The sequence below is a fragment of the Pseudaquabacterium inlustre genome (genome assembly GCF_038066595.1).
In the GTDB taxonomy this organism is placed as follows: domain Bacteria; phylum Pseudomonadota; class Gammaproteobacteria; order Burkholderiales; family Burkholderiaceae_C; genus Pseudaquabacterium; species Pseudaquabacterium inlustre.
Window position 1 is genome coordinate 39537 of record NZ_JBBUTH010000011.1, and the last position, 22292, is coordinate 61828.

The 22292-nt window shown below is 71.9% G+C and carries 18 protein-coding genes; 3 read left to right on the plus strand and 15 right to left on the minus strand.

The annotated features are described in order from the left end of the window. Positions 1-107 precede the first annotated feature (107 nt). The 13 genes from AACH10_RS23025 to AACH10_RS23085 all read right to left on the minus strand — a co-directional run bounded on the left by AACH10_RS23025 (position 108) and on the right by AACH10_RS23085 (position 16192). The gene (locus tag AACH10_RS23025; protein ID WP_341412892.1) at positions 108-3413 is read right to left on the minus strand and encodes a hybrid sensor histidine kinase/response regulator; all 3306 of its coding nucleotides are present in this window, start codon (positions 3411-3413) and stop codon (positions 108-110) included. 221 nt (positions 3414-3634) lie between these two features. Beyond that, positions 3635-4468, minus strand: a complete 834-nt coding sequence (gene nudC, locus AACH10_RS23030; RefSeq protein ID WP_341412893.1) for an NAD(+) diphosphatase — start codon at positions 4466-4468, stop codon at positions 3635-3637. Positions 4469-4495: 27 nt separating this feature from the next. Further along, positions 4496-5899: an amidase gene (locus tag AACH10_RS23035; RefSeq protein WP_341412894.1), complete on the minus strand. Its 1404-nt coding sequence runs from the start codon at positions 5897-5899 to the stop codon at positions 4496-4498. A 13-nt stretch (positions 5900-5912) separates the two neighbouring features. Further along, the gene (locus AACH10_RS23040; protein ID WP_341412895.1) at positions 5913-6296 is read right to left on the minus strand and encodes a nuclear transport factor 2 family protein; all 384 of its coding nucleotides are present in this window, start codon (positions 6294-6296) and stop codon (positions 5913-5915) included. Positions 6297-6326: 30 nt separating this feature from the next. Then, the gene (locus AACH10_RS23045) at positions 6327-7823 is read right to left on the minus strand and encodes an ABC transporter substrate-binding protein (RefSeq protein ID WP_341412896.1); all 1497 of its coding nucleotides are present in this window, start codon (positions 7821-7823) and stop codon (positions 6327-6329) included. A gap of 58 nt (positions 7824-7881) precedes the next feature. Further along, positions 7882-8898 carry an ABC transporter ATP-binding protein gene (locus tag AACH10_RS23050; protein WP_341412897.1) on the minus strand — a complete coding sequence of 339 codons (1017 nt, stop codon included), beginning with the start codon at positions 8896-8898 and terminating at the stop codon, positions 7882-7884. After that, positions 8895-9914, minus strand: a complete 1020-nt coding sequence (locus AACH10_RS23055) for an ABC transporter ATP-binding protein (RefSeq protein ID WP_341412898.1) — start codon at positions 9912-9914, stop codon at positions 8895-8897. Before AACH10_RS23055 ends, AACH10_RS23050 begins: the two co-directional genes overlap by 4 nt. After that, entirely contained in the window at positions 9911-10447 is a 537-nt protein-coding gene (locus AACH10_RS23060; protein WP_341412899.1) for a class IV adenylate cyclase, read from the minus strand. The genes AACH10_RS23055 and AACH10_RS23060 overlap by 4 nt, the downstream gene beginning before the upstream one ends. Before the next feature lie 70 nt (positions 10448-10517). Continuing rightward, positions 10518-10934 (minus strand): hypothetical protein, encoded by a 417-nt coding sequence (locus tag AACH10_RS23065; RefSeq protein ID WP_341412900.1) that lies wholly within the window; start codon positions 10932-10934, stop codon positions 10518-10520. A gap of 39 nt (positions 10935-10973) precedes the next feature. Beyond that, positions 10974-11834 carry a GTPase gene (locus AACH10_RS23070; protein WP_341412901.1) on the minus strand — a complete coding sequence of 287 codons (861 nt, stop codon included), beginning with the start codon at positions 11832-11834 and terminating at the stop codon, positions 10974-10976. A 62-nt stretch (positions 11835-11896) separates the two neighbouring features. Beyond that, positions 11897-12595: an SDR family NAD(P)-dependent oxidoreductase gene (locus AACH10_RS23075; RefSeq protein ID WP_341412902.1), complete on the minus strand. Its 699-nt coding sequence runs from the start codon at positions 12593-12595 to the stop codon at positions 11897-11899. 7 nt (positions 12596-12602) lie between these two features. Beyond that, on the minus strand, positions 12603-13625 hold the full coding sequence (locus AACH10_RS23080; protein WP_341412903.1) for a toll/interleukin-1 receptor domain-containing protein: 1023 nt from the start codon (positions 13623-13625) through the stop codon (positions 12603-12605). A gap of 65 nt (positions 13626-13690) precedes the next feature. Then, complete coding sequence (locus tag AACH10_RS23085; RefSeq protein ID WP_341412904.1) at positions 13691-16192, minus strand: ATP-binding protein; 2502 nt, start codon at positions 16190-16192, stop codon at positions 13691-13693. 157 nt (positions 16193-16349) lie between these two features. On the opposite strand from AACH10_RS23085, the gene AACH10_RS23090 reads away from it, so the two are divergent. Continuing rightward, positions 16350-17021: a PEP-CTERM sorting domain-containing protein gene (locus tag AACH10_RS23090; protein WP_341412905.1), complete on the plus strand. Its 672-nt coding sequence runs from the start codon at positions 16350-16352 to the stop codon at positions 17019-17021. A gap of 46 nt (positions 17022-17067) precedes the next feature. Here AACH10_RS23090 and glpK read toward each other — a convergent pair whose 3' ends face one another. Continuing rightward, positions 17068-18570 (minus strand): glycerol kinase GlpK, encoded by a 1503-nt coding sequence (glpK, locus tag AACH10_RS23095; protein ID WP_341412906.1) that lies wholly within the window; start codon positions 18568-18570, stop codon positions 17068-17070. Continuing rightward, positions 18567-19352 (minus strand): DeoR/GlpR family DNA-binding transcription regulator, encoded by a 786-nt coding sequence (locus AACH10_RS23100; RefSeq protein ID WP_479725280.1) that lies wholly within the window; start codon positions 19350-19352, stop codon positions 18567-18569. The genes glpK and AACH10_RS23100 overlap by 4 nt, the downstream gene beginning before the upstream one ends. 273 nt (positions 19353-19625) lie before the next feature. Here AACH10_RS23100 and glpD point away from each other — a divergent pair, with 273 nt between their 5' ends. Beyond that, positions 19626-21227 carry a glycerol-3-phosphate dehydrogenase gene (glpD, locus tag AACH10_RS23105; protein ID WP_341413282.1) on the plus strand — a complete coding sequence of 534 codons (1602 nt, stop codon included), beginning with the start codon at positions 19626-19628 and terminating at the stop codon, positions 21225-21227. Next, entirely contained in the window at positions 21218-22291 is a 1074-nt protein-coding gene (locus tag AACH10_RS23110; protein ID WP_341412908.1) for an ABC transporter ATP-binding protein, read from the plus strand. The genes glpD and AACH10_RS23110 overlap by 10 nt, the downstream gene beginning before the upstream one ends. The last annotated feature ends 1 nt before the right edge of the window (position 22292 follow it).

Genomic DNA, 22292 nt, shown 5'->3' on the forward strand with positions numbered 1-22292 from the left:
GGTGTCGATGCCGCCAATCTAGGCCCGGGCCGGGCGGTCGGCCAGCGCGGCGCGACGAAACGGCCGCAGGCGGCGCGGAACGCCACGGGGCGGCGACGGCCTGCCGCTCAGCCCGGCAGCGGGGCCGGGGTCTTCAGGGCCTCGGCCAGGCCGTCGAGCACCTCGTGCAGCGCGGCCTCGAAGGCCGGCAGGGCCGTCGGGCGCGTGCTGGCGGGGCTGTGCCCGGCAGCCATGGCGGCCAGCTCGGCCTCCAGCGCCGCGGCGGTGGTGAACAGCGTGCGCGCGCCCAGCGTGCCCGCTTCGCCCTTGACCATGTGCACCAGCTTGGCCATCGCGGCATGGCCGCCCTCGGCCAGGCCCTGCTGCAGCGTGTCGCGCGTGTCGGCGCGGCTGCGCACGAACAGCTGCAGCATGCGCAGGTACAGCGCCGGCTTGCCGTCGCAATGGCGCAGCCCTTCCGCGAGCGTGAGGCCGGGCACGTGGCGCGGCAGGGCGCCGGGCAGCGCGGCAGGCGCTGCGTTCGGTGCTGCGTTCGGTGCTGCGGTCGGCGCTGTGGCGGCGGCGGACACGGCCGTCGGCGTGCCGGTGCTGCGGCCCGGCGGCGCCCAGCGCGCCAGCGTGGCGCACAGGTCGGCCGGGTCGAAGGGCTTGCTGATGAAGTCGTTCATGCCGGCGGCCATGCACTGCTCGCGGTCGCGGGCCATGGCATGGGCGGTGATGGCGATCACCGGCAGGCTGCGCCATTCGGCGCGGGCGCGGATGCAGCGGGTGGCCTCCAGCCCGTCCATGCCGGGCATCTGCACGTCCATCAGCACCAGCTCGAACGGGGCGTCGGCCGGCTGCTCGTCGAGCCGGCGCAGCGCCTCCAGGCCGTTGTCGGCGCAGGTCAGGCGCACGCCCATCTCGGCCAGCAGGGCCACGGCCACCTCGCGGTTGATCGGGTTGTCCTCGGCCAGCAGCACGCGCAGGCCGTCGAGCTGGCGCAGGTTGCCGGGTGGCAGCGGCACCGGCGCACTGACCGGCCGTGTGCCGCGGCGCAGCGGCACGAAGCCGCGGCCGGCGAACTGCTCGCACAGCAGCGCCAGCAGCGTGGCGGCGGTGACCGGCCGGCTGAGCACGCCGTCGAAGGCCGCGCGCGCGGCCGGCGGGATCAGCGCCTCCTGGCCGGCAGGCACCAGCACCACCACGCGCGGTGGCTGGCGCAGCGGCAGGCCGCGCACGCGGCGCGCGGCGGCATAGGCGGCGTCCAGCGTGGCCGCCTGCGCGGCGTCGCCGCTGCCTGCATCCAGCAGCAGCAGGTCGACCGGGGCGTCGGCCGCGGCGCTGCGCAACCGGGCGCAGGCCTCGTCCAGCGTGGCGGCCTGGGCGCTGCGGCAACCCAGCGCGTCGGCCGTGGCGCACACCACGGCCGCGGCGCGTGCGCGGCTGTCGAGCACCAGCACCTGCGGCACCAGGCGTGGGGTGGCGGGCGGGCCGGCGTCCGGCAGCGGCGGTGGCGGCAGGGCCGTCGGCGCATCGGGCAGGGTGTCGGCCGCCGCCGGTGCAAAGCGCGCGGTGAAGCTGAACTCGCTGCCCTCGCCCGGGGCGCTGTCCACCGCGATGTCGCCGCCCATCAGCTGCACCAGCTGGCGGCTGATCGCCAGGCCCAGGCCGGTGCCGCCGTGGCGCCGGCTGCTGGAGGCATCCACCTGCGTGAAGGGGCGGAACAGCTGGGCCGTCTGCGCCGCCGACATGCCGATGCCGCTGTCGATGATGGCGAAGCGCAGCGTCACGCGGTCGTCCAGCGGCAGGGTGTCGTCCGGGCGCGCGGGGCCCGGGCGCACCAGGCGCGTGGCCACCACCACCTCGCCTCGGTCGGTGAACTTGACCGCGTTGTTGCACAGGTTGGTGAGCACCTGGGCCAGGCGCAGCGCATCGCCCACCAGGCGCGGCGGCACGTCGGGCGCGGTGTCGACCAGGAAGGCCAGGCCCTTGGCCTGGGCCTGCAGCGCCACCAGCGACGTGACCTGCTCCAGCACGTCGTCCACCGCGAACTCGGCCTGCGCCAGCTCGAGCTTGCCGGCCTCGATCTTGGAGAAGTCGAGGATGTCGTTGATCAGCGCCAGCAGCGATCGTGCGGCGGCGTGGATCTTGTGCAGGTAGTCGCGCTGCTGCGGCGACAGCGCCGTGCGCAGCGACAGGTGCAGCATGCCCAGGATGGCGTTCATGGGCGTGCGGATCTCGTGGCTCATGTTGGCCAGGAACTCGCTCTTGGCGCGCGTGGCGGCCAGCGCGGCCTCGCGCGCGGCGATCAGGTTGCGCTCGGTCTCCAGGCGCACGCTGACGTCGCGCAGCACCAGCTGGATGCGCTGCGGCCGGCCCTCGGCGCCGCGCTCCACCACCGAGAAGCTGGCCTCCACCGGCACCTCGCGGCCATCGGCCCGGCGCACGCCGATGGTGGTGACGGCCTGCGCCTCGCGGCCCTGCAGCAGCGCCAGCAGGTGGTTCCAGCCCGGCCGCGCCAGCCAGCGCGTGGCGGGCCAGCCTTCCAGTGCCTCGCCCTCGGCCAGGCCCATGATGCGGCCCCAGGCCGGGTTGGCCACGGTGATCGTGCCCAGCGCGTCGACCACGCCAGCGCCGTCGGCCATGTGCAGCAGCACCTCGTCGAGCTGGCGCGTCTGGCGCGCGATCAGCGCATTGAGCTGGTCGCGCCGCTGCTGCAGCGCCTGGGCGTTGGCGTCGCGGTGGGCCAGCTGGTCACGCAGCGCGGCCTGCAGGCGGGCGATGCCCTCGGCCAGCGCATGCACCTCGTGCGGCGGGCCGCGGCCGGGCCGGGGCACCGGCACATCCAGGCGGTCGAAGCGTCCGGCGGTCAGGCCGCTGACATGCCGCGACAGCTCGGTGAGCGGCTGCGACACGGTGCGCAGCACGATCCCGTACAGCAGCGCGCTCAGCAGCAGCAGCTCGGCCGCGGTGGCCGCGACGAAGGCCGCGACGTCGCGCCACACCTGGCGCGTCAGCAGTTCGCGGTCCAGGCGCAGCAGCAGGAAGGCCGCCACCTGGTGGCCGTCGGCCGCCAGCAGCGGGTGGCTGGTGGCCTCGCCGGGCTGGTCGAGGTTGGCGCCCAGCTTGGCATAGCGGTGGTGCAGCTGCGGCCCCACCAGTTCGGCCGTCAGCACCGCTGGAAAGTGGGTCAGCCCCGACATCTGCAGGCGCAGCGATTCGTCGTCGCGCTGCGACACCGCGCGGGCCAGGCCCGGGCTGTAGGCCACCAGCGCGGCCTGCAACTGGTCTTGCTGGCGCTGCTGTTCGGTGTTCCAGCTGAGCCAGGCGTTGAGCAGCGAGGCCGCCAGCGTGACCAGCAGGCTGAAACCCACCACGCGCAGCAGCAGCTGGCGCGACAACGGCACCTGGCGCTGCGGGCGGGCGTTCATGCGGGCGCTTCTCCTTGCCGACGCTGGCCCTGGCGTCGGGCCCGGGCGATCACGTGGGTGACACGGCCCGGGACAGCGGCCTCCGCTCGCGACCGGGTGGCCCCGTGCCGCACTGTTGGTTTTGCCACCGAGCAGACCACAGCAGCGGCCGGCCCGTCAAGCCGGAGACCTTGCTGGAGCAGCGTCGCAGGCCCCCCGGAGGTGCGGGGCCCGTCGCGGGCCTAACCCGGCTGGCCGCTGGCGCGCATGCGCGCCACGGTGTCGCGGATCAGGTGGCCGGCGATGGACAGCGGCTGCGGGATGGTGGGCAGCGCGTCCAGCGGGAACCAGCGCGCGTCGGCGATCTCGCCTTCCTGCGGCACGATGTCGCCGCCCGTCCAGCGGGCGGTGTAGGCCACCATCAGGCTGTGCGGGAAGGGCCAGCTCTGGCTGCCGAAGTAGCGCAGGTCGGTGACGGTGACGCCCACCTCCTCGGCCACCTCGCGGTGCAGGCAGTCTTCCAGCGATTCGCCGGCCTCGACGAAGCCGGCCAGCGCGCTGTACATGTTGCCCTGATAGTGCGGGGCGCGCGCCAGCAGCAGCCCGCCCGGGCGCCACACCAGGGCCATCATGGCCGGGCTCAGGCGCGGGTAGGCCGTGTGGCCGCAGGCCGGGCAGCGGCGCGCGCGCTCGCCCGGTTGCAACTCGGTGGGCGTAGCGCACACGCCGCAGAAGCGGTGGCTGCGGTCCCATTCCAGCAGCTGCGCGGCGCGACCGGCCAGCGCGGCCAGCGGCGCGCGCTCGTTGGCGCCCAGGGCCACCAGCGCGGCGCGCAGCGGCGTGGCACGCCAGCCGGGCGGCGCCTCGGGCAGGGCCAGCACCCAGGCGTCACGCCCGCCCAGCCGGCCCAGGTAATGCCGGGCCTGCGCGGCGCCCTGCAGTGCGCGCAGCAGAAAGCCGCCGGTGGGCGCCAGCGCATCCTCGTCGGGCAGCAGCAGGTCGCGCTGCACGAAGGCGAAGCACCAGGCCTCGGGGGTCTCGTCGCCGGGGTGGGCGATGCCGGGGATGTAGTCCATCTGTCTGCCTCGGGGTGTGCGGCGGGTTCAGGCCATCGGCCAGGCCGGCATGGGCGGGCGCAGGCGCTCCAGCTGCGCGGCCAGGCGCAGCACGCCCAGGTCGTCGTGGCGGTGGCCGGCGATCTGCACGCCGAGGGGCAAGCCACCGGCGGTGAAGCCCCAGTTCACGCTGACGGCCGGCTGCTCGCTCATGTTGTAGGGCACGGTGAAGGCGATGTGCTCGAAGGGCCGCGCCGGGTCGTTGATCGGGCTGGCCCATTCGGCCGGGAAGCTGGGCACCGGGCTGGTGGGCGAGACGATGAAGTCCAGGCCCTGGATGGCGGCCACCGCGGCCTCGCGGAAGGCGGCGATCTGGCTGTAGCCGTGGAACACGTCGGCGCCGCTCATGCCCGCGCCCGATTCGATCCAGCGCACGATGTAGGGCAGCACCTTGGCGCGGCGCTCGGGCGGCAGTGCGCTGTAATCCAGCCAGCTGCGGGTGCGCCAGAAGCGGTCGAGCCCGTCGATCATCTCGCGCGTGCTGAAGGCCGGCACCTCGACCACGCTGGCGCCGGCGGCGGCCAGTGCATGGGCCGCGGCGGTGAGGGCGGCGCGGGTCTCGGGCTCGACATCCAGGCCCCAGCCGGCGTCCAGCTGCAAACCGATGCGCAGGCCCTTCAGCACCTCGGACGGGTCACGGTCGTCATGCAGGTCCAGCCAGTCGATGTCGGCCGGCGGCAGGGCCGTGGTGTCGCGCCAGTCGGGGCGGGCCAGCAAGTGCATCAGCCAGGCGCAGTCGCGCACGGTGCGTGTCATCGGCCCCGCCACGCGGCCGGCATAGGGCGGCTTGATCGGCAGGCGGCCGTTGCTGGGCTTCAGGCCCACCAGGCCGCACCAGCCGGCCGGCAGGCGCACCGAGCCGCCGATGTCGGTGCCCAGGTGCAGCGGGCCGTAGCCGGCGGCGGCTGCCGTGCCCGCACCGGCGCTGCTGCCGCCGGGGTTGAAGCGGGTGTCCCAGGGGTTGCGCGCGAGCTTGTGGAAACTGGACAGGCCCGAGGACAGCATGCCCCAGTCGGGCATGGTGGTCTTGCCCAGCAGCACCAGGCCGGCTTCCTGCCAGCGCGCGGCGGGCGGGGCGTCCCAGTCCAGCGGCTTCAGTTCCGTGGCGGCGCAGCCCGAGGGCATGGCGCAGCCGCGGGTGGCGATGTTCTCCTTCAGCGTGCCGGGCACGCCGTCCAGCGGGCTGAGCGGCGCCCCGGCCTGCCAGCGCGCGGTGCTGGCGCGGGCCTGGGCCCGCGCGGCCTCGGGATCGAAGGCGTACAGCGCGTTGAGCTGCGGCTCGCGCCGGCCGATCTGCGCCAGCACGGCCTCGGTGGCCTCCAGCGGCGAGAAGGCACCGCTGGCGTAGCCGTCGGCCAGTTGCTGGGCGGAGAGAGTGTGCAGCGCGCTCATGCAGCGCCGCCGATCAAGAGGTTCCCTCGTCGGCGCCTGCCGCCTCGGTGCCTTGATGGAACACCATCAGCCAGCGGCCATCGCGCTTTTGCCAGACCGAACTGCGCAACGTCTCGCGGCCATCGCTGCGCGTGACGCGGCAGGTGGTCAGCGCCATGTCGGGGCCCAGGGCGCGCAGGCGGAACTGGCGCATGCGCCGGGTCAGCGGCGTGCCCTCGGCGGCCAGCACGGCCACCGCGGCGGCGCGGTCGAGCACCGTGCCCGAGGCGCCGAACTCGACGAACTCGGGGGCCAGCAGCGGTGCCACGCGGTCGGGGTTGGCCCGCACCTTGTGGTCCATCAGCGTCTCTTCCAGCGCCTTCAGCTCGGCGGTCAGTTCGGGGTGCAGGTCGTTCATGTGGCGCGCTCCATCAAGTGGACCGGGGGCTCACTGCCAGCTCAGCAGCGACAGGTCGTTGGCGAAGATCGGCGAGTTCAGCCACAGGCCCTTCAGGCCCTTGCGCGCGACGGTGACTTGCGCGGGGTTGAAGATCCAGGCGTTCACCGCGTCGTGCGTCAGCAGGCGCTGGATGTCGCCGTACAGCTGGTTCTGCGGCCGGCCGCGCGGGGCCTCGGCGCGCTTTTTCACCAGCTCGTCGAAGGCCTTGTTCTTGTAGCCCCAGTAGTAGTCGGGGTTGGCGTACTGCACGTAATCGAGCGGCTCGACGTGGTTGATGATCGTCAGGTCGAAGTTGCCCTTGAACGCGCCGCTGAGCCATTGCGCCCATTCCACGTTCTCGATCTTGGCGTTGATGCCCACCTTGGCCAGCATCGCGGCGATCACCTCGCCGCCCTTGCGCGCGTAGCTGGGCGGCGGCAGCGTCAGCGTCAGGTTCAGCGGCGTGGTCACGCCGGCTTCCTTCAGCAGCGCCTTGGCCTTGTCCACGCTGTACGGGTAGGCGCCGGTCAGGTCGACATAGCCCACGTCGGTGGGTGCGGCATGGCTGCCGATGGGCTTGCCCAGGCCCTGCAGCACGCCGTCGATGAAGGCCTGGCGGTCGATGGCGTGGGCGATGGCGCGGCGCACGCGCACGTCGTCCAGCGGCTTGCGCTTGTTGTTCAGCGCCAGCAGGCCCTTGCCGGCGGTGGTGCCCACCTCCACCGTGAAGCGCTTGTCGGCCTTGAACTGCGCCAGCGCGTCCACCGCGCCGAAGCGCGGCATGCCGTCGATGTCGCCGGCCATCAGCGCGGCCACCTGCGCGGCGTTGTCGTTGATGAAGCGGAAGGTGGCGCGCTTGATCTTGATCGCGCCGGGGTCGCGGTAGCCGTCCCAGGCGGTGAGCGTGACGGCCGTGCCCTTCTGCCAGTTCTCCAGCTTGTAGGGGCCGGTGCCCACCGGGTTGGTGGCGGTGGTGGCGGCGCTCTTGGGGCTGAGGATCACGGCCGTGTTCTCGCCCAGGCGGAACGGCAGGTTGGGATCGGCGTTGTTCAGCGTCAGGATCACCGTCTGCGCGTCGGGCGTGGCGATCGACGAGATGTTGTCGAACACCGCCTTCTTGGCCTTGTTGGTGCTGCCCTCGGCCTTGGCGCGCTCGAAGCTGAACTTCACCGCCGCCGAATCGAACGGCGTGCCGTCCTGGAACTTGATGCCGCTGCGCAGCTTGAAGCTGTAGACCTTGCCGTCGGGGTCGCTGCTCCAGTCCTGCGCCAGCAGCGGCGTGATGCTGCCGCTGGGGCCCACCTTGGTCAGGCCTTCGAGGATGTTGTAGTGCACGATCTCGCCGATGGCGGCGGCCGGGGCGGTGGTGGGGTCGAGGCCGGGCGGCTCGAGCACCATGCCCAGCACCACGGCGTCCTTGCGACGCTGGGCCAGGGCCTCGTGGGCGGACAGCGGCAGCGCCAGCAGGGCGGCGGCCTGGGCCAGGGTGCGGCGGCGAAGGGTCATGTGCAGGCTCCTGAAGGATCGTCGGTGACGGGGCGTCAGCGAGGGGGCAGCGAGAGGATCAACTGGATTCGGATGCTACGGCCTCGGCCAGCACCGCCTCGGCCTGGTGGCAGGCGGCCTGGTGCGCCAGGCCGTCGCCCACCGGGCGCAGCAGCGGCTGGCGGCTCAGGCAGTCGGGCTGGCGGTGGCGGCAGCGGGGCGCGAAGGCGCAGCCGGCGCCGGTGGCACCGGCCGGCAAAGGTGGCAAGGGCGGCACGGGCGCCAGCGGCACACGGCGCCGGCCCGGCTGCAGCCGCGGCACGGCGGCCATCAGCGCGCGGGTGTAGGGGTGGGCGGCGGCGCTGAACAGCCGGTCGGGGCTGCCCTGCTCGACGGCGCGGCCCTGGTACAGCACGATGACCTCGTCGCACACCAGATCCACCACCGCCAGGTCGTGGCTGATGAACAGGTAGGTGACGCCCAGGCGGTCCTGCAGGTCCTGCATCAGGTTCAGCACCTGGGCCTGCACGCTGACGTCCAGCGCACTGACCGGCTCGTCGGCGACGATCAGCTTCGGGTGCGTGACCAGCGCGCGGGCGATGGCGATGCGCTGGCGTTGGCCGCCGGAGAACTCGTGCGGGTACTTGTCCACGTCGCTGGCGCGCAGGCCCACGGCGTCCAGCATGGCCTGGGCACGGCTGCGCTGCTCGGCGCGGTCGGTGCCGCCCTGGGCCACCAGCGGCTCGGCCACGATGCGTCCCACCGCCTGGCGCGGATCGAGCGAGCCGAACGGGTCCTGGAACACCATCTGGAAACCGGCGCGCGCGCGGCGCAGCGCGGCGGCGTCCAGCGCGTTCAGGTCCTGGCCGTCGAAGACCACCTGGCCGCTGCTGGGGGCTTCCAGCGCCATCACCTGGCGCGCCAGCGTGCTCTTGCCCGAGCCCGATTCGCCCACCACGCCCAGGCTGCGCCCGGCCTGCAGCGTGAAGCTGACGCCGCGCAGCGCCTGCACCACCGGCGGCGCGGCCAGCAGGCGCTCGCGCGGCAGGGTGTAGTGCTTGACGAGGTCCTTCACCTCCAGCAGTGGCGCGGTCATGCCGTGGCCTCCTGCCAGCGCAGACAGCGCACGGCGTGGCCCGGCGACACGGCGTCCAGCGGCGGTGGCGCGGCGCGGCAGGCGTCCTGCGCCAGCGCGCAGCGCTCGGCAAAGCCGCAGCCGGCGGGCAGGTCGGCCAGCTCGGGCACACGGCCGGGGATGGTGGCCAGGCGGTGGCCGCGCCGGCCGTTCAGGGCGGCGCTTGCAGCCCGCAGGCCCAGCCGCGGCCGCGCCGCGAACAGGCCGCGCGTGTAGGGGTGGGCCAGGCGCTCGAACACCTCGGCGGTGGCGCCGCTTTCCACCACCTGCCCGCCATACATCACCAGCATGCGCTGCACCGCCTCGGCCATCACGCCCAGATCATGGCTGATCAGCAGCAGGGCCATGCCGTCCTCAGCCACCAGCTGGCCGATCAGGTCGAGCACCTCGCGCTGGATGGTGACGTCGAGCGCGGTGGTGGGCTCGTCGGCCACCAGCAGATCCGGTCCGCAGGCCAGCGCGATGGCGATCACCACGCGCTGGCGCTGGCCGCCCGACAGCTGGTGCGGGTAGGCATCGAGCCGGCGGGCGGCGTCGGGCAGCTGCACCCGCTCCAGCAGGCGCAGCGCCTCGGCGCGCGCGGCGGTGCCGGTCAGACCCTTGTGCAGGCGCAGCGATTCGCCGATCTGCCGGCCGATGGGATGCAGCGGGTTCAGCGCCGTCATCGGCTCCTGGAACACCATGGCCACGCGGTTGCCGCGCAGCGTGCACCAGTCGGCCTCGGGCAGGCCCACCAACTGCTGGCCGTGCAGCTGCATCGAGCCGCGCACCTGTGCGCCTTCGGGCAGCAGGCCCATCAGCGCCAGCGCGGTGAGGCTCTTGCCGCAGCCCGATTCACCGATCAGGCCCACGGTGTCGCCGCGGTCGAGGTCGAAGTTCAGGCCGCGCAGCGCCTCGGCCGGGCCGCGCGGGGTGTTGAGCGTGACGCGCAGGTCGCGCACCGACAGCAGCGGCGCGCCGGTGGCCTGGGAACTCATGCGGCGGAGGGGGCGGCGGCGGTGGCGCGCAGCAGGTCGAGGTAGGCACCGCTGACCAGGGCCTCGGGGCCCACGCCCAGGCTGGCCATCAGCGCGCGGGCCTCGGCCTGGCCGTCGGCCTCGCTCTGGCCGGGCTGCAGCACCACCTCGATCTCGAGGAACTCGCCCAGGCCTTCCACCCGGTCGAGGTGGATGCGGGTGGCCCCCACCAGCACCAGCAGCCGGTGCTTGCGCACCCGGCCCAGCAGGCCACAAGAGCGCGTCAGCACCTCGCGCAGGCTCTCGGGCTCGGAAACCGGCGAGATCTCGTAGTCCGAGACCTTGGGCCCCTCGGCATCGGGCCGCTGGTAGGCAATCAGCTCGCCCGAACCGTCCCCGAAGACACGCAGCTTCAGCCGGCCGTGCGGCACGCTGAAGAAGGTGTCGTCCTGGTGGATCAGCTGCGGGTGCTCGTCGTCGCCCAGGGCCGTGGCCAGGGGCAGCAACGCGTCGACACTGGGGATACGGGCCTTGATCTCGACATTGGCGGGCATGGCTTGATTGTGGGGGATTCCTGCCGGCTCAAACCAGGCTGCGGCAACTGGAGGTGGCCAGTCAGTCGGATCACGAAGCCAACTGGGTGGCAGCCGGCGGGGCTGCCGGATCCTGAAGGAGCCAGAGGATGCGCAGTCCCGACCACATGGCGGCTGCCACGAGCGCTGCGCCAGACCCCGCGCGCAGAGCGGCAACCACCTCATGCAGGCGGATCGATCGGTCCCGTGCAGCGCGCCCGACGATGCCCAGGACTAGGTAGCCCGCGAAAGCAAACGCAATGCAGAACATCGTCTTGCCAAGAAACAAGAAAATGCAATGCATGGCGAGCCACAGGCCTGCCACTGCGCCATGTCGCCCCACGGAAAGAACGAGCAAGGCAAAGCGCTGATTCAAAAAGCGAACAAACCGCTGTACCTGCCTTGCGAGCAACCACGACAGGCCCAACGCCAACAGCAATACCGCGATCAACAACAGCAGCCGAGCCATGATCACCGCTTGGTCGATAGAAACGCTGAAGCGGTCATGTCACTTCCGGAGCAGTGCATCAGTGAATTTGCGCAGGAGTGCCGAGCCGCCAGGGATTGGCAACTTGCCGCCCAGCTCGGCCATCACATCGGGAAGATGCGCGACCATCATTTCCATCACCTTTCGTGGCACCCCAATGCGCTGCATCAGATCCCAGGCCGACTCATTGACCTGGCTGCGCCATTTGGCTGGTAGGCCGAAAACGTCAACAGCATCGTTCCATAGCCGGAACAAGACGGACTTCATGGTGGAGGCGGAAGACTGACCGTACAGGAGGTACGGGGCAGGAAGCGCGACCGCTGCGATCGCGCCCAGCAGGTCGCTGCGGCTTGCCGACCGCAGCGCGGCGTAGTGCGATTCGAGCGCACCGCCCGACGCGAAGCATGTAGGCACCTTGGCTTGGTAGCCGAACCGGGCAAACGCTGAGCCGTGCCGATCAAGCCACGATGACATAGGGTCGTCGTTCTCGCAGCCCGTGATCGCCAGGATGACGGGCACCTGCCGCTGAGTCAGCTTCTCTACGAAAAACGTGTGATCCTGGTCGTGGTGCTCGGTGATTCGCCCAGCCTTTGTGACATGAATGAGGACGTTGTAGCCGTCCTTCGACTTGCAAAGCAGATCCAGCAACTGCTGCATAGCTTGCTCCGGAGGGATCGTGCCGTGAACGCTTTCATGCAGTCCGACGGTGTCGATCAGTTCGATCGAGTGACTGCCATGCTGGAATGGCCGATACAGATGTGCCTTGCTGGTCACCCCCAACGGGCCGTTGTCGGCCGGACGAGCATTTGACCCCGTGAGCACGTTGCAAAGGCTGGTCTTTCCTGTGCCGGTGGTTCCGAATACAAGCGCTCGAATCCTCACTGCGAGCCTCCCCGTTGTCTACTTCAGCGAATCATCGCACCCCGGCGAGCCGTGGTCTGTCGTCAGCCTTGCACCCATCCGCCACAGACAGGGAAAACCTGGCCAACAAAGCATGCCGCTGCCGGGCTGCACAGGTAGGCGGCAAACAGCGCGTCCTCGTGCGGCGCCACCAGGCGGCCCAGCGGCACCTCGCGCTTCAGGCGCTCCTGGAAGCGCGGGTTGGCCTGCACCTCGGGGCCGAAGTAGGTGGGGTTGTCGACGAAGTTCTGCGCGATGGCGTTCACCCGCACGCCCAGCGGCGCCAGCTCCAGCCCCACCGAGCGCACCCAGGCCAGTTGCGCGCCCCGCGCCGCGCTGTAGCTGGCGGTGCGCTTCTGGCCACGCAGCGCACCGGCGCTGCCGATCACCAGCACGTTTCCTGATCCACGCTCGCGCATCTGCGGCAGCACGGCGGCCAGCAGGCGCGGCATCGGGTCGACCATGGCCGCGAACACGGCGCGCCATTCGTCGTCGGTCACATCACCCGCCAGCGTGGACGGCGCCGGCAGCGCCAGGTGGATCACCAGCGCATCCACGTGGCCGGCCTCGGCCACCATCGCGGCCGGGGCTTGCGGGTCATCGGCCAGCGCACGCGTGTCGGCGATCACCTCGGCGCCGCAGGCGGCAAAGCCCTCGCAGAAGGCTGGGCCCATGAATGTGTCGGCCTGCGTGATCAGCACGCGGTGGCCGTCGAGGCGGGTGGCGGTGTGCAGCTTGCTCATGCGGGCCTCACTTGGGCAGCGCCGCCAGGCGGCGGCCGAACCACGCGGCCTGGTTCTCCACCAGCCGCTCGGTGATGTCGTCGAAGCTTTGCCATTCGGACGCGTCGATGATCGACACGTTGGAGTAGGCCTCGGGCAGCTTGCCCATCAGGTAGGGCAGGCGGAACTGGGGCTGGCTCTGGTCGCGCACGAAGAAGCGGCAGGGCAGGCCGCGCGCCAGGGCGAAGCCGGCCTCGAACAGCGCGCTGGTGGCCAGGCGCTCGGGGTAGATCAGCACCAGGTTGGCGCTGTCGGCCAGGGCCGCCAGGTCCTGTTGCGCCGCCGTGCCGCCGGTCTCGAACTTCTGGGTGCTGGCGATCTTCTCCAGCGCGCAATAGACGCGCAGGCCGCAGCGCTGGCGCAGGCCTTCCACCACCCTCAGTGCATCGGTGCGGAACGCCTGGTACTGGGCGTCGCTGGCAAAGGCGGCCATCGGCACCGACAGGAACACGTCGTACTTCGGCTCGGCGCGCAGCGCCGTGTCCACGGCCTTCTTCAGCGTCTTCCACTGCTTGCGCAGCAGCTCGCGCACGGCTTCGTCGGTGAGCGGCGAGCCGACATGCAGGTTGATCGATTCGAACAGCCGGCGCATGCCGGCCTCGTTGAAGGCCGTGCCGTTGAAGCGCTTGAGCGGGTCGACCAGGTCGTTGGTGTCGCCTTCCAGCAGCACTGGCACCACCTTGGCCTTGTCGCGGAAGGTGCCGGCCACCGCGCCGGTCTCGAACATCACCCAGCCCGAGATCAGGTTGCGCCGCGTCAGGCACACGATGGCAAAGCGCGATTCGGCCAGCGCGCCGGTGAGCTTGCCGAACCATTCCTCGCCGAGCTTGATGTCCTCGCTGGACACCCAGGCCTCGACGCCATTGAACACCGCCTCGATGGCCTTCTTCAGCGCCTTGGCCGCCCCTTCGCTGGACGGGCCCGACCAGCTGACGAAGACCTTGGGCTTGGCGGGTGCGCTCGGTGCGGCGGATGTCCTGCGCGTGGCCATGGCGTCCTCCTGTTCTGTGGCTCGGCGTGCCGGCCGATTGTGCGTGCCTGGCCAGGACCCTGACCTCAGGTCTGCCCCAGGGCGACGCCGAAGGCGCCGGCGGTATCGAGCAGGCGGCCGGCGCCGCGCGCCGATGCCAGCGCCGTGGCCTCGGGCCTTGCCTGCAGTGCCGCATCGGTCCGCGCGCGCACGCGCAGCTCGGCGGGCTCCTCGGCGTCGACGCCGCTGGCGCGCCGGGCCGACTCTCCATAACCCATCAGCCGGGCGGCGCTGAACCAGCGCTGCTCGGCCGCGGCCAGTCCGGCGGCGGTGGCGGCGTAGCGGAAGCCCAGGTCGTAGCGCACGATCAGCGGCGCGGCGCGCGCCAGTGCCGCGCGCGCGGCGGCGGTGTCGCCGCGCAGCAGCAGGGCCGTGGCCAGGCTGCCCAGCGCGAAGGCCAGGAAGATGCCGCGCACCGGCTGCGCGTCCAGTCGGTCGGCGGTCTGGCGCAGCGTGTCGACGGCGAAGTCCAGGTCGTCCAGCGTCATCGCGATGCCGGCCATGGTCCAGGCCAGCACGCCGGCCCATTGCACGGCGCCGCAGCCGTCCAGCAGTTCACGCGCCTGGCCGTACAGCTGCAGGGCTTCGTCATAGCGACCCGCGCCCATGGCCAGGCGCGCGCTGGCGCTGAGCAGCTGCACGCGCACGCGAGGCGCGGCCTGCGGGCTGTGCAGGCGCTGCAGCTCGGCCAGCGCCGCCTCCTGCGTGGCATCGGGCCGGGTGGTGCCGGGGATCAGCAGCAGCAGCGTCATGCCCAGCGTGGCGGTGTCGGGCGTGCCACGCAGCAGCTCGGCGGCGCGCAGCGCGACGCTGCGTGCGCGCCGCTGCTGCGACCAGATCAGCATCCAGGCCTGGGTGTGCAGCAGGCGGCCATGGTCCAGCGCCGGCGTGTCGGCTCGCACGCAGGCCAGGGCCGCCTCGCAATAACGCGCGCCCTCGGGTTGCTGCGACAGGGCTTCGCGCCACAGCGGGCCGGCGTCGCCCACCAGGCGTACGGCCAGGGCCGGGTCGTGCGCGAGCGCCCACGCGATGGCCACATGCAGGTTGTCGTGGTCGGGCTCGCAGCGCGCGCGCATCTCGGCATCGCCGATCGCCCAGTAGTCCTGGGCCATTGCCGCCACCTGGGCGGCGATGGCCTGGGCATGGCGGGCCTGCACGGCGGCGGTCTCGCCGGCCTCGGCCAGGCAGTGCAAGGCATGGGCGCGGGTGGTCTCCAGCAGGCGAAGGCGGGGTGTGTCGCCCGGCGCCAGCAGCAGCATGGACTTGTCGACCAGCGCGGCCAGGTGGTCCAGCACGGCCCAGGCGTCGACCTGCGCATCGGCCGCCACGGCCTGGGCGGCGGCGGAGGAGAAGCTGCCGGCGAACACGCCCAGTCGCCGGTACACGGCCTGCTCGTCGGGCGAGAGCAGGCCGTGGCTGAAGGCCAGCGCCGCCTGCAGTGTGTCGTGGCGGCTGAGACCGCGGCGGCCATGGCCGCGCAGCAGCTGCAGGCGCTGGTCGAGCCGTTCGGCCAGGCCGCCCAGGCCCAGCAGCGGCACGCGCGCGGCCGCCAGCTCCAGCGCCAGCGGGATGCCGTCCAGCCGCCGGCACAGCTGGGCCACGGCCGCGGCATTGCCGGCGTCCAGCGCGAAGCCGGGCTGCAGCGCCTGCACGCGCTGCACGAACAGCTGGACGGCGGTGCTGCGCGCCACGAGTGGCAGCGCGTCACCGTGCGGCAGCGGCAGGGTGTCCAGGCGGTAGACCCACTCGTCGGCAGTCTTCAGCGCTTGCTGGCTGGTGATCAGCAGGCGCAGCCGCGGTGCGGCGGCGCGCACCTGCTCGACCAGTCGCACCACGGCGGGCAGCAGGTGCTCGCAGTTGTCGAGCAGCAGCAGGCCGTCCTGGTCGCGCAGGGCGTCGGCCACCGTCTGCTCCGGGGTGTGGCCGGCGGCCTCCTGCACGCCCAGCGCGCGCGCCAGGGTGGGGGCTACCAGCGCCGGATGGCGCAGTGCGGCCAGGTCCACCCACCACACGGCGCGCTCGCCGCTGCGCCACTGTGCCGCCACGGCCCGCGCCAGGTGCGTCTTGCCCACGCCGCCGGTGGCAACGATGGACACCGTGACCTGCGCCTGCAGTGCCTGCGCCAGCATCCGCTGTTCGGCCTCGCGGCCAATGATGGGGGGCAGTGCCGCCGGCAAATTGCCAGGTGCAGCGCGCTGCGCAGGCAGCCCTGCGGGCGTCGGCGGGGCGGTCGCCGCGTCCGTGAGTGGCAGCGTGAAGCGGTAGCCGCGTCGCGGGATGGTGGCGATGGCGCGCTCGCCCAGCAGCTTGCGCAGTGTGCTGATCTGCACCTGCAGGTTGTTCTCCTCGACCACCGCGCCGGGCCACACGCGGTCCAGCAGTTCCGCCTTGGTGACCACGCGGTCGGCGTGGCTCAGCAGCACCAGCAGCACGTCGAAGGCCCTGGCCCCCAGATGCAGCGGCTGGCCATCCCGCCGCAGTTCGCGGCGCGGCTCCAGCAGTTCGTAGCGGTCGAATCGGTAATGCATCGGCGGCAGTTCGACGGTCCCGCGATTGAGGGGGCGCCGCTTCAGGAATTTTCAGGCTTCTCAAGGACGCCCCGGACGCTGCGCCGCGAGCATGTGGACCCAGTGCGGCGCCCGCACGGGGCGTGGCCGATTGTGTGGTGACTGGGAGAGGTGCGAGATGAAGTGCGTGAATGGAATGCGCGCGGCCGCTGCCGTGGCGGCGGCGCTGGTGGTGTCGACGGCGGCGCAGGCCTCGCTGATCGGCGACAGCGTGAACGGCAGACTGAACTCGCCGATCTGGGGCGATGTGCCGCAGGCCTTCAGCCCGGCGGCGGTGACCGTGGGCGCGGGCGTCGAGTTCAATGGTCGGTGGCGCTTTGCCCCCTGGGCCGCCTCCACCGAGACCTGGGACATCTCGGTCGACATCGGCGCCTCGTCGGTGCGCGTCTCGGCCTACGAGAACACGCCGGCCACGAACAATGTCTACGCCTACAACACGGTGCTGTTCCAGATCGTCCTGAGCGGCCTGGACCTGGGCCAGCCAATCAGCGCGGTGCAGCTGAGTTCCGGCATCGGCCATGTCGGCGATCCGAACGCCGGATGGAGCACGGTCGACTGGGCCTTCACGGCCGACAGCCTCACGCTGTCGTTTTACAACCTGCCGTTCGGCTCGGCCAACAACCCACCCAATGGCGGTGAGTGGGTGTTCGACCTGAACCCGCAGACGCAGGGCGGTGGCACGGGTTCGACGCCCACCACCGGCCAGGTGCCCGAGCCGGCGGCGTTGTCGCTGGCCGTGCTGGCACTGGCCGGAGCGGGCTTGGCCGGCGCACGTCGGCGCCGCGGCTGACGCGCCGGCAGGCAGGCCGGCCGGCCGACGGGCGCGCCGGGCCCTGTCAAGCCGCCGTGGTCTGCCGCACCGCCTGCTCCCACTGCGCCATGCGCTCGGCCGCGCGCTCGCGCGACAGCGTGGGGTGGAAGCGGCGTTCGGCCTGCCACAGCGCGGCCAGCTCGTCGGTGTTGCGCCACACGCCGGTGGCCAAGCCGGCCAGGTACGCGGCACCGAGTGCCGTGGTCTCGATGACCTGCGGTCGCACCACCGGGATGCCCAGCAGGTCGGCCTGGAACTGCATCAGCAGGTCGTTGACGCAGGCGCCGCCGTCCACGCGCAGCTCGCTCACGGCGGCACCGCCGGCGGCCACCGCGTCCTTGCTCATGGCCTGCAGCAGCGCGGCGCTCTGGAACGCGATGCTCTCCAGCGCGGCGCGGGCGATGTGGGCCACGGTGCTGCCGCGCGTCAGGCCGACGATGGCGCCGCGGCAGTTGGCGTCCCAGTAGGGCGCACCCAGGCCGGTGAAGGCGGGCACGAACATCACGCCGCCGGCGTCGGGCACGCTCTCGGCCAGGGCCTGCACCTCGCCACTGCCCTGGATGGCCTTGAGCCCGTCGCGCAGCCACTGCACCACGGCACCGCCGATGAACACGCTGCCTTCCAGCGCGTATTGAGCGGTCGTGTTCGGCTGGGCGGCGCTGGTGGTGATCAGGCCGTTGGCCGACAGCTGGAACTTCGGGCCGGTGTGCATCAACATGAAGCAGCCGGTGCCGTAGGTGTTCTTGGCCAGTCCGGCCGAGAAGCAGGCCTGGCCGAACAGCGCGCTCTGCTGGTCGCCGGCCATGCCGGCAATCGGGATGGCGGCGCCCAGCAGGCCGGGCAGGCTCTCGCCGAACACATGCGACGACGGATGCACCTGCGGCAGCAGGCTGTCGGGCACGTGCAGCAGCTTCAGCAGCTCGTGGTCCCAGGTGTTGTGGCGCACGTCGAACAGCATGGTGCGCGCGGCGTTGCTGACGTCGGTGGCGTGCACATGGCCGCCGGTCAGCTTCCACAGCAGCCAGCTGTCGATGGTGCCGAAGGCCAGGTCGCCGTGTGCGGCGTCGATGTGGGCCGTGGGCACATGGTCCAGGATCCAGCGGATCTTGCTGGCCGAGAAGTAGGCGTCCACCACCAGGCCGGTGCTGGCGCGGATGGCCTCGGCATGGCCGTGCTCGCGCAGTTGCGCGCACAGCGGCTCGCCGCGGCGGTCCTGCCAGACGATGGCGTTGTGGATGGCCTGGCCGGTGCGGCGGTTCCACACCACGGTGGTCTCGCGCTGGTTGGTGATGCCTATTGCCGCGATGTCGGCGGCGGTCAGCCCGGCCTTGGCCAGCGCCTCGCGCGCGGTGTCGAGCTGGCTCTGCCAGATCTCCTCGGGGTCGTGCTCCACCCAGCCGGGCTGCGGGTAGATCTGGCGGAACTCGCGCTGCGCCATGGCCACGATGCGGCCCTGGCCGTCGAACACGATGCTGCGCGAGCTGCTGGTGCCCTGGTCGAGGGCGAGCACATGGGTCTTCGTCGTCATGGGTTGTCTCCTGCCACGGTGCACTGCACGTCGGCTTCGGCCAGCAGGGCCTCGAAGGGCGGCGGCGGCGGGGCGTCGGTGAACAGCTGGTCCACCTGGTCCAGCCGGCCCACCTCCACCATCGCCGGGCGGTTGAACTTGCTGTGGTCGGCGGCCAGCCACACCTGGCGGCTGGCGCGGATGATGGCCTGCGCCACCTTCACCTCGCGGTAGTCGTAGTCGCGCAGCGTGCCGTCGGCCTCGATGCCCGAGATGCCGATCAGGCCGATGTCGACACGGAACTGGCCGATGAACTCCACCGTGGCCTCGCCGACGATGCCGCGGTCGCGGTGGCGCACCACGCCGCCGGCCACGATCACCTCGCAGTCGGGGTTGTCGCTCAGGATGGCCGCCACGTTCAGGTTGTTGGTGATGACGCGCAGGCCACGCCGGCCCACCAGCTCGCGCGCGATGGCCTCGGTGGTGGTGCCGATGTTCAGGATCAGGCTGCAGCCGTCGGGCACCTGGGCCGCGATGGCGCGCGCGATGCGCTGCTTGCCCTCGTCGTGCAGGGCCTGGCGCTGGCGGTAGGCGATGTTCTCGGTGGTGCTGCTGGGCAGGCGCACGCCGCCGTGGAAGCGCGCCACCAGGCCGGCATCGGCCAGCAGCTTCACATCGCGGCGCACGGTCTGCAGCGTGACGCCGAAGCGCTCGGCCAGGGCCTCCACGCTGGCGGTGCCGAGTTCGCGCACGGCGGCCAGCATGGCTTCCTGACGAGGGTGATTCAGCATCGACGACAGCAGGGGGATGGAGGGGATGGGGCAGCGTGGCGGCACCACCGTCCGCCAGCGGCAGCGAGCGTAAGCGATCTTCGCTTCGGGTTCTCCCGGGGCGAACCCGCTTGCATTCGATCATCCGATCGGCTAAAAAAGAAAAAGAACGAACACAAACGAATGCGCGTTTGGGGTTCGAACGAACACAAGACCGAGCCCACCGAGCCCACCGAGGCATCACACCGCGCTGTCCCTGCCCGCGGATCCGAGGAGACCCGATTGACCGAGCCCCAGGCCGGCGCCATGGCGCCGGATTCGCCGCGAGCGTCTGCCGGCGCCCTGCCCACGCACTGCGATGTGCTGGTGGTGGGCGGCGGCATCAACGGCGCCGGCATCGCGCGTGACCTGGCCGGCCGTGGCCTGAAGGTGCTGCTGGCCGAGCGCGACGACCTGGCGCGCCACACCTCGTCGTCGAGCACCAAGCTGATCCACGGCGGCCTGCGCTACCTCGAGTACTACGAGTTCAACCTGGTGCGCAAGGCGCTGGCCGAGCGCGAGGTGCTGCTGAAAAGCGCGCCGCACATCATGTGGCCGCTGCGCTTCGTGATGCCGCACGACCCCTCGATGCGGCCGGTGTGGATGATCCGCGCCGGCCTGTTCCTGTACGACCACCTGGCCAAGCGCGAGTGGCTGCCCGGCAGCACCACGGTGAACCTGCACCGCCATGCCGCCGGTGCGCCGCTGAAGCCCGGCTTCACGCGCGGCTTCGTGTACAGCGACGGCTGGGTGGACGACGCCCGCCTGGTGGTGCTGAACGCCATCGACGCCGTCGAGCGCGGCGCCACGGTGCTGACCCGCTGCACGGTGGTGGATGCGCAGCGCAGCGGCACCGGCTGGCGCGCCACGCTGCAGCCCGCCGGCGGTGCGCCGGTGCAGGTGCAGGCGCGGGCCCTGGTGAATGCCGCCGGGCCGTGGGCCGGCGAGTTCCTGCGTGACCGGGCGCGCCAGGCCAGCGCGCGCTCGCTGCGTCTGGTCAAGGGCAGCCACATCGTGGTGCCGAAGATGTTCGACCACGACCACGCCTACATCTTCCAGAACCCCGACCGCCGCATCATCTTCGCCATCCCCTACGAGGGCAACTTCACGCTGATCGGCACCACCGACGTCGAGATCCAGGGCGACCCTGGCACCGCGCAGATCGACGGCAACGAGACCGCCTACCTGTGCGAGCAGGCCAGCCGCTACTTCGCCAAGCCGGTGCGCCCGGCCGACGTGGTGTGGACCTATGCCGGCGTGCGCCCGCTGCTCGACGACGAATCGGGCGATGCCTCGGCCGTCACGCGCGACTACCTGCTGGAGTTCGACGGCGAGGGCGCCAGCGGCCCGCTGCTCACCGTGTGGGGCGGCAAGATCACCACCTTCCGCAAGCTGGCCGAGGAGGCCGCCGACGAACTGGTGCGCCGCCTGGGTGGGCCCGCGACGGCCCGGCTGGCCTGGACGCGCGGCGCGTCGCTGCCCGGCGGCGACCTGCGCGGCTGGATCGGTGCCGCGCAGCGGCCCGATGCCGACATCGCCCGCTTCATCGAGGTGATGGCGCAGCGCCATCCGCTGCTGCCGGCCGCGGTGCGTGCGCGCTGGGCGCGGGCCTATGGCAGCCGCGTCGATCGCGTGCTGGCACTGGGCGCCGCGCCGGGTGCCGAGGTGGCGCCGGGCCTGTACGAATGCGAGCTGCGCTACCTGCAGCAGCACGAGTGGGCGCGCAGCGCCGACGACGTGCTGTGGCGGCGCAGCAAGCTCGGGTTGCACCTGAGTGCGCCGCAGCGCGAGGCGGTGGCGCAATGGTGGGCCACGCATTTCCCTGAAGAAGACAGCAAGGCCACCGGCCAGGAGACTCCGTGCAACTGACGTTAGACGGCATCGAACACCGCGTCGATGCCGCCACCCATCTCTACCGACTGAACCTGGCGCTGCAGCCCGGCACGGTGACCGTGCTGCTGGGCGCCACCCAGGCCGGCAAGACCACGCTGATGCGCCTGATGGCCGGGCTGGACGTGCCCACCGAGGGCCAGGTGCGGGTCGATGGCCGCGATGTCACCGGCATGCCGGTGCGCGACCGCAACGTGGCCATGGTGTACCAGCAGTTCATCAACTACCCGTCGATGACGGTGGCCGACAACATCGCCTCGCCGCTCAAGCTGCGCGGGGGCATGGACAAGGCGGCCATCGCGGCCCGCGTGCAGGCCCTGGCCGCGCAGCTGCACATCGAGCCCTTCCTGAAGCGCCTGCCGGCCGAGCTGTCGGGCGGCCAGCAGCAGCGCGTGGCCCTGGCCCGCGCGCTGGCCAAGAACGCACCGCTGATGCTGCTGGACGAGCCGCTGGTCAACCTGGACTACAAGCTGCGCGAGGAACTGCGCGACGAGCTCTCGGCGCTGTTTGCCGCCGGTGATTCCACCGTGGTGTACGCCACCACCGAGCCCACCGAGGCGCTGCTGCTGGGCGGCTACACCGCCGTGATGGATGCCGGCGAGCTGCTGCAGTACGGCCCCACGGCCGAGGTCTTCCACCGCCCGGCCAGCCTGCGCGTGGCGCGCGCCTTCAGCGATCCGCCGATGAACCTGATCACCGGCGGCGCGCAGGCCCTGGGTCCGCACCTGTCCGACAGCCTGGCCGCGGCCACCCCCGACACCACGCTGGGCGTGCGTGCCGGCGCGCTGCGCGTGCAGCAGCGCCCGGGCGACATCGCACTGCCCGGCACGGTGGAGCTGGCCGAGATCTCGGGCTCCGACACCTTCGTGCATGCCGACACGCCCGCCGGCGAGCTGGTGGTGCAGCTGACCGGCGTGCACTACTTCGAGCTGGGCGCGCGCATCACGCTGTACCTGGATCCGCAGCAGGTCTACGTGTTCGCGGCCGACGGTGCGCTCAAGCGCGCCCCGGCGATCGAGCGGCTGATGGCGGGGGTGAACTGAC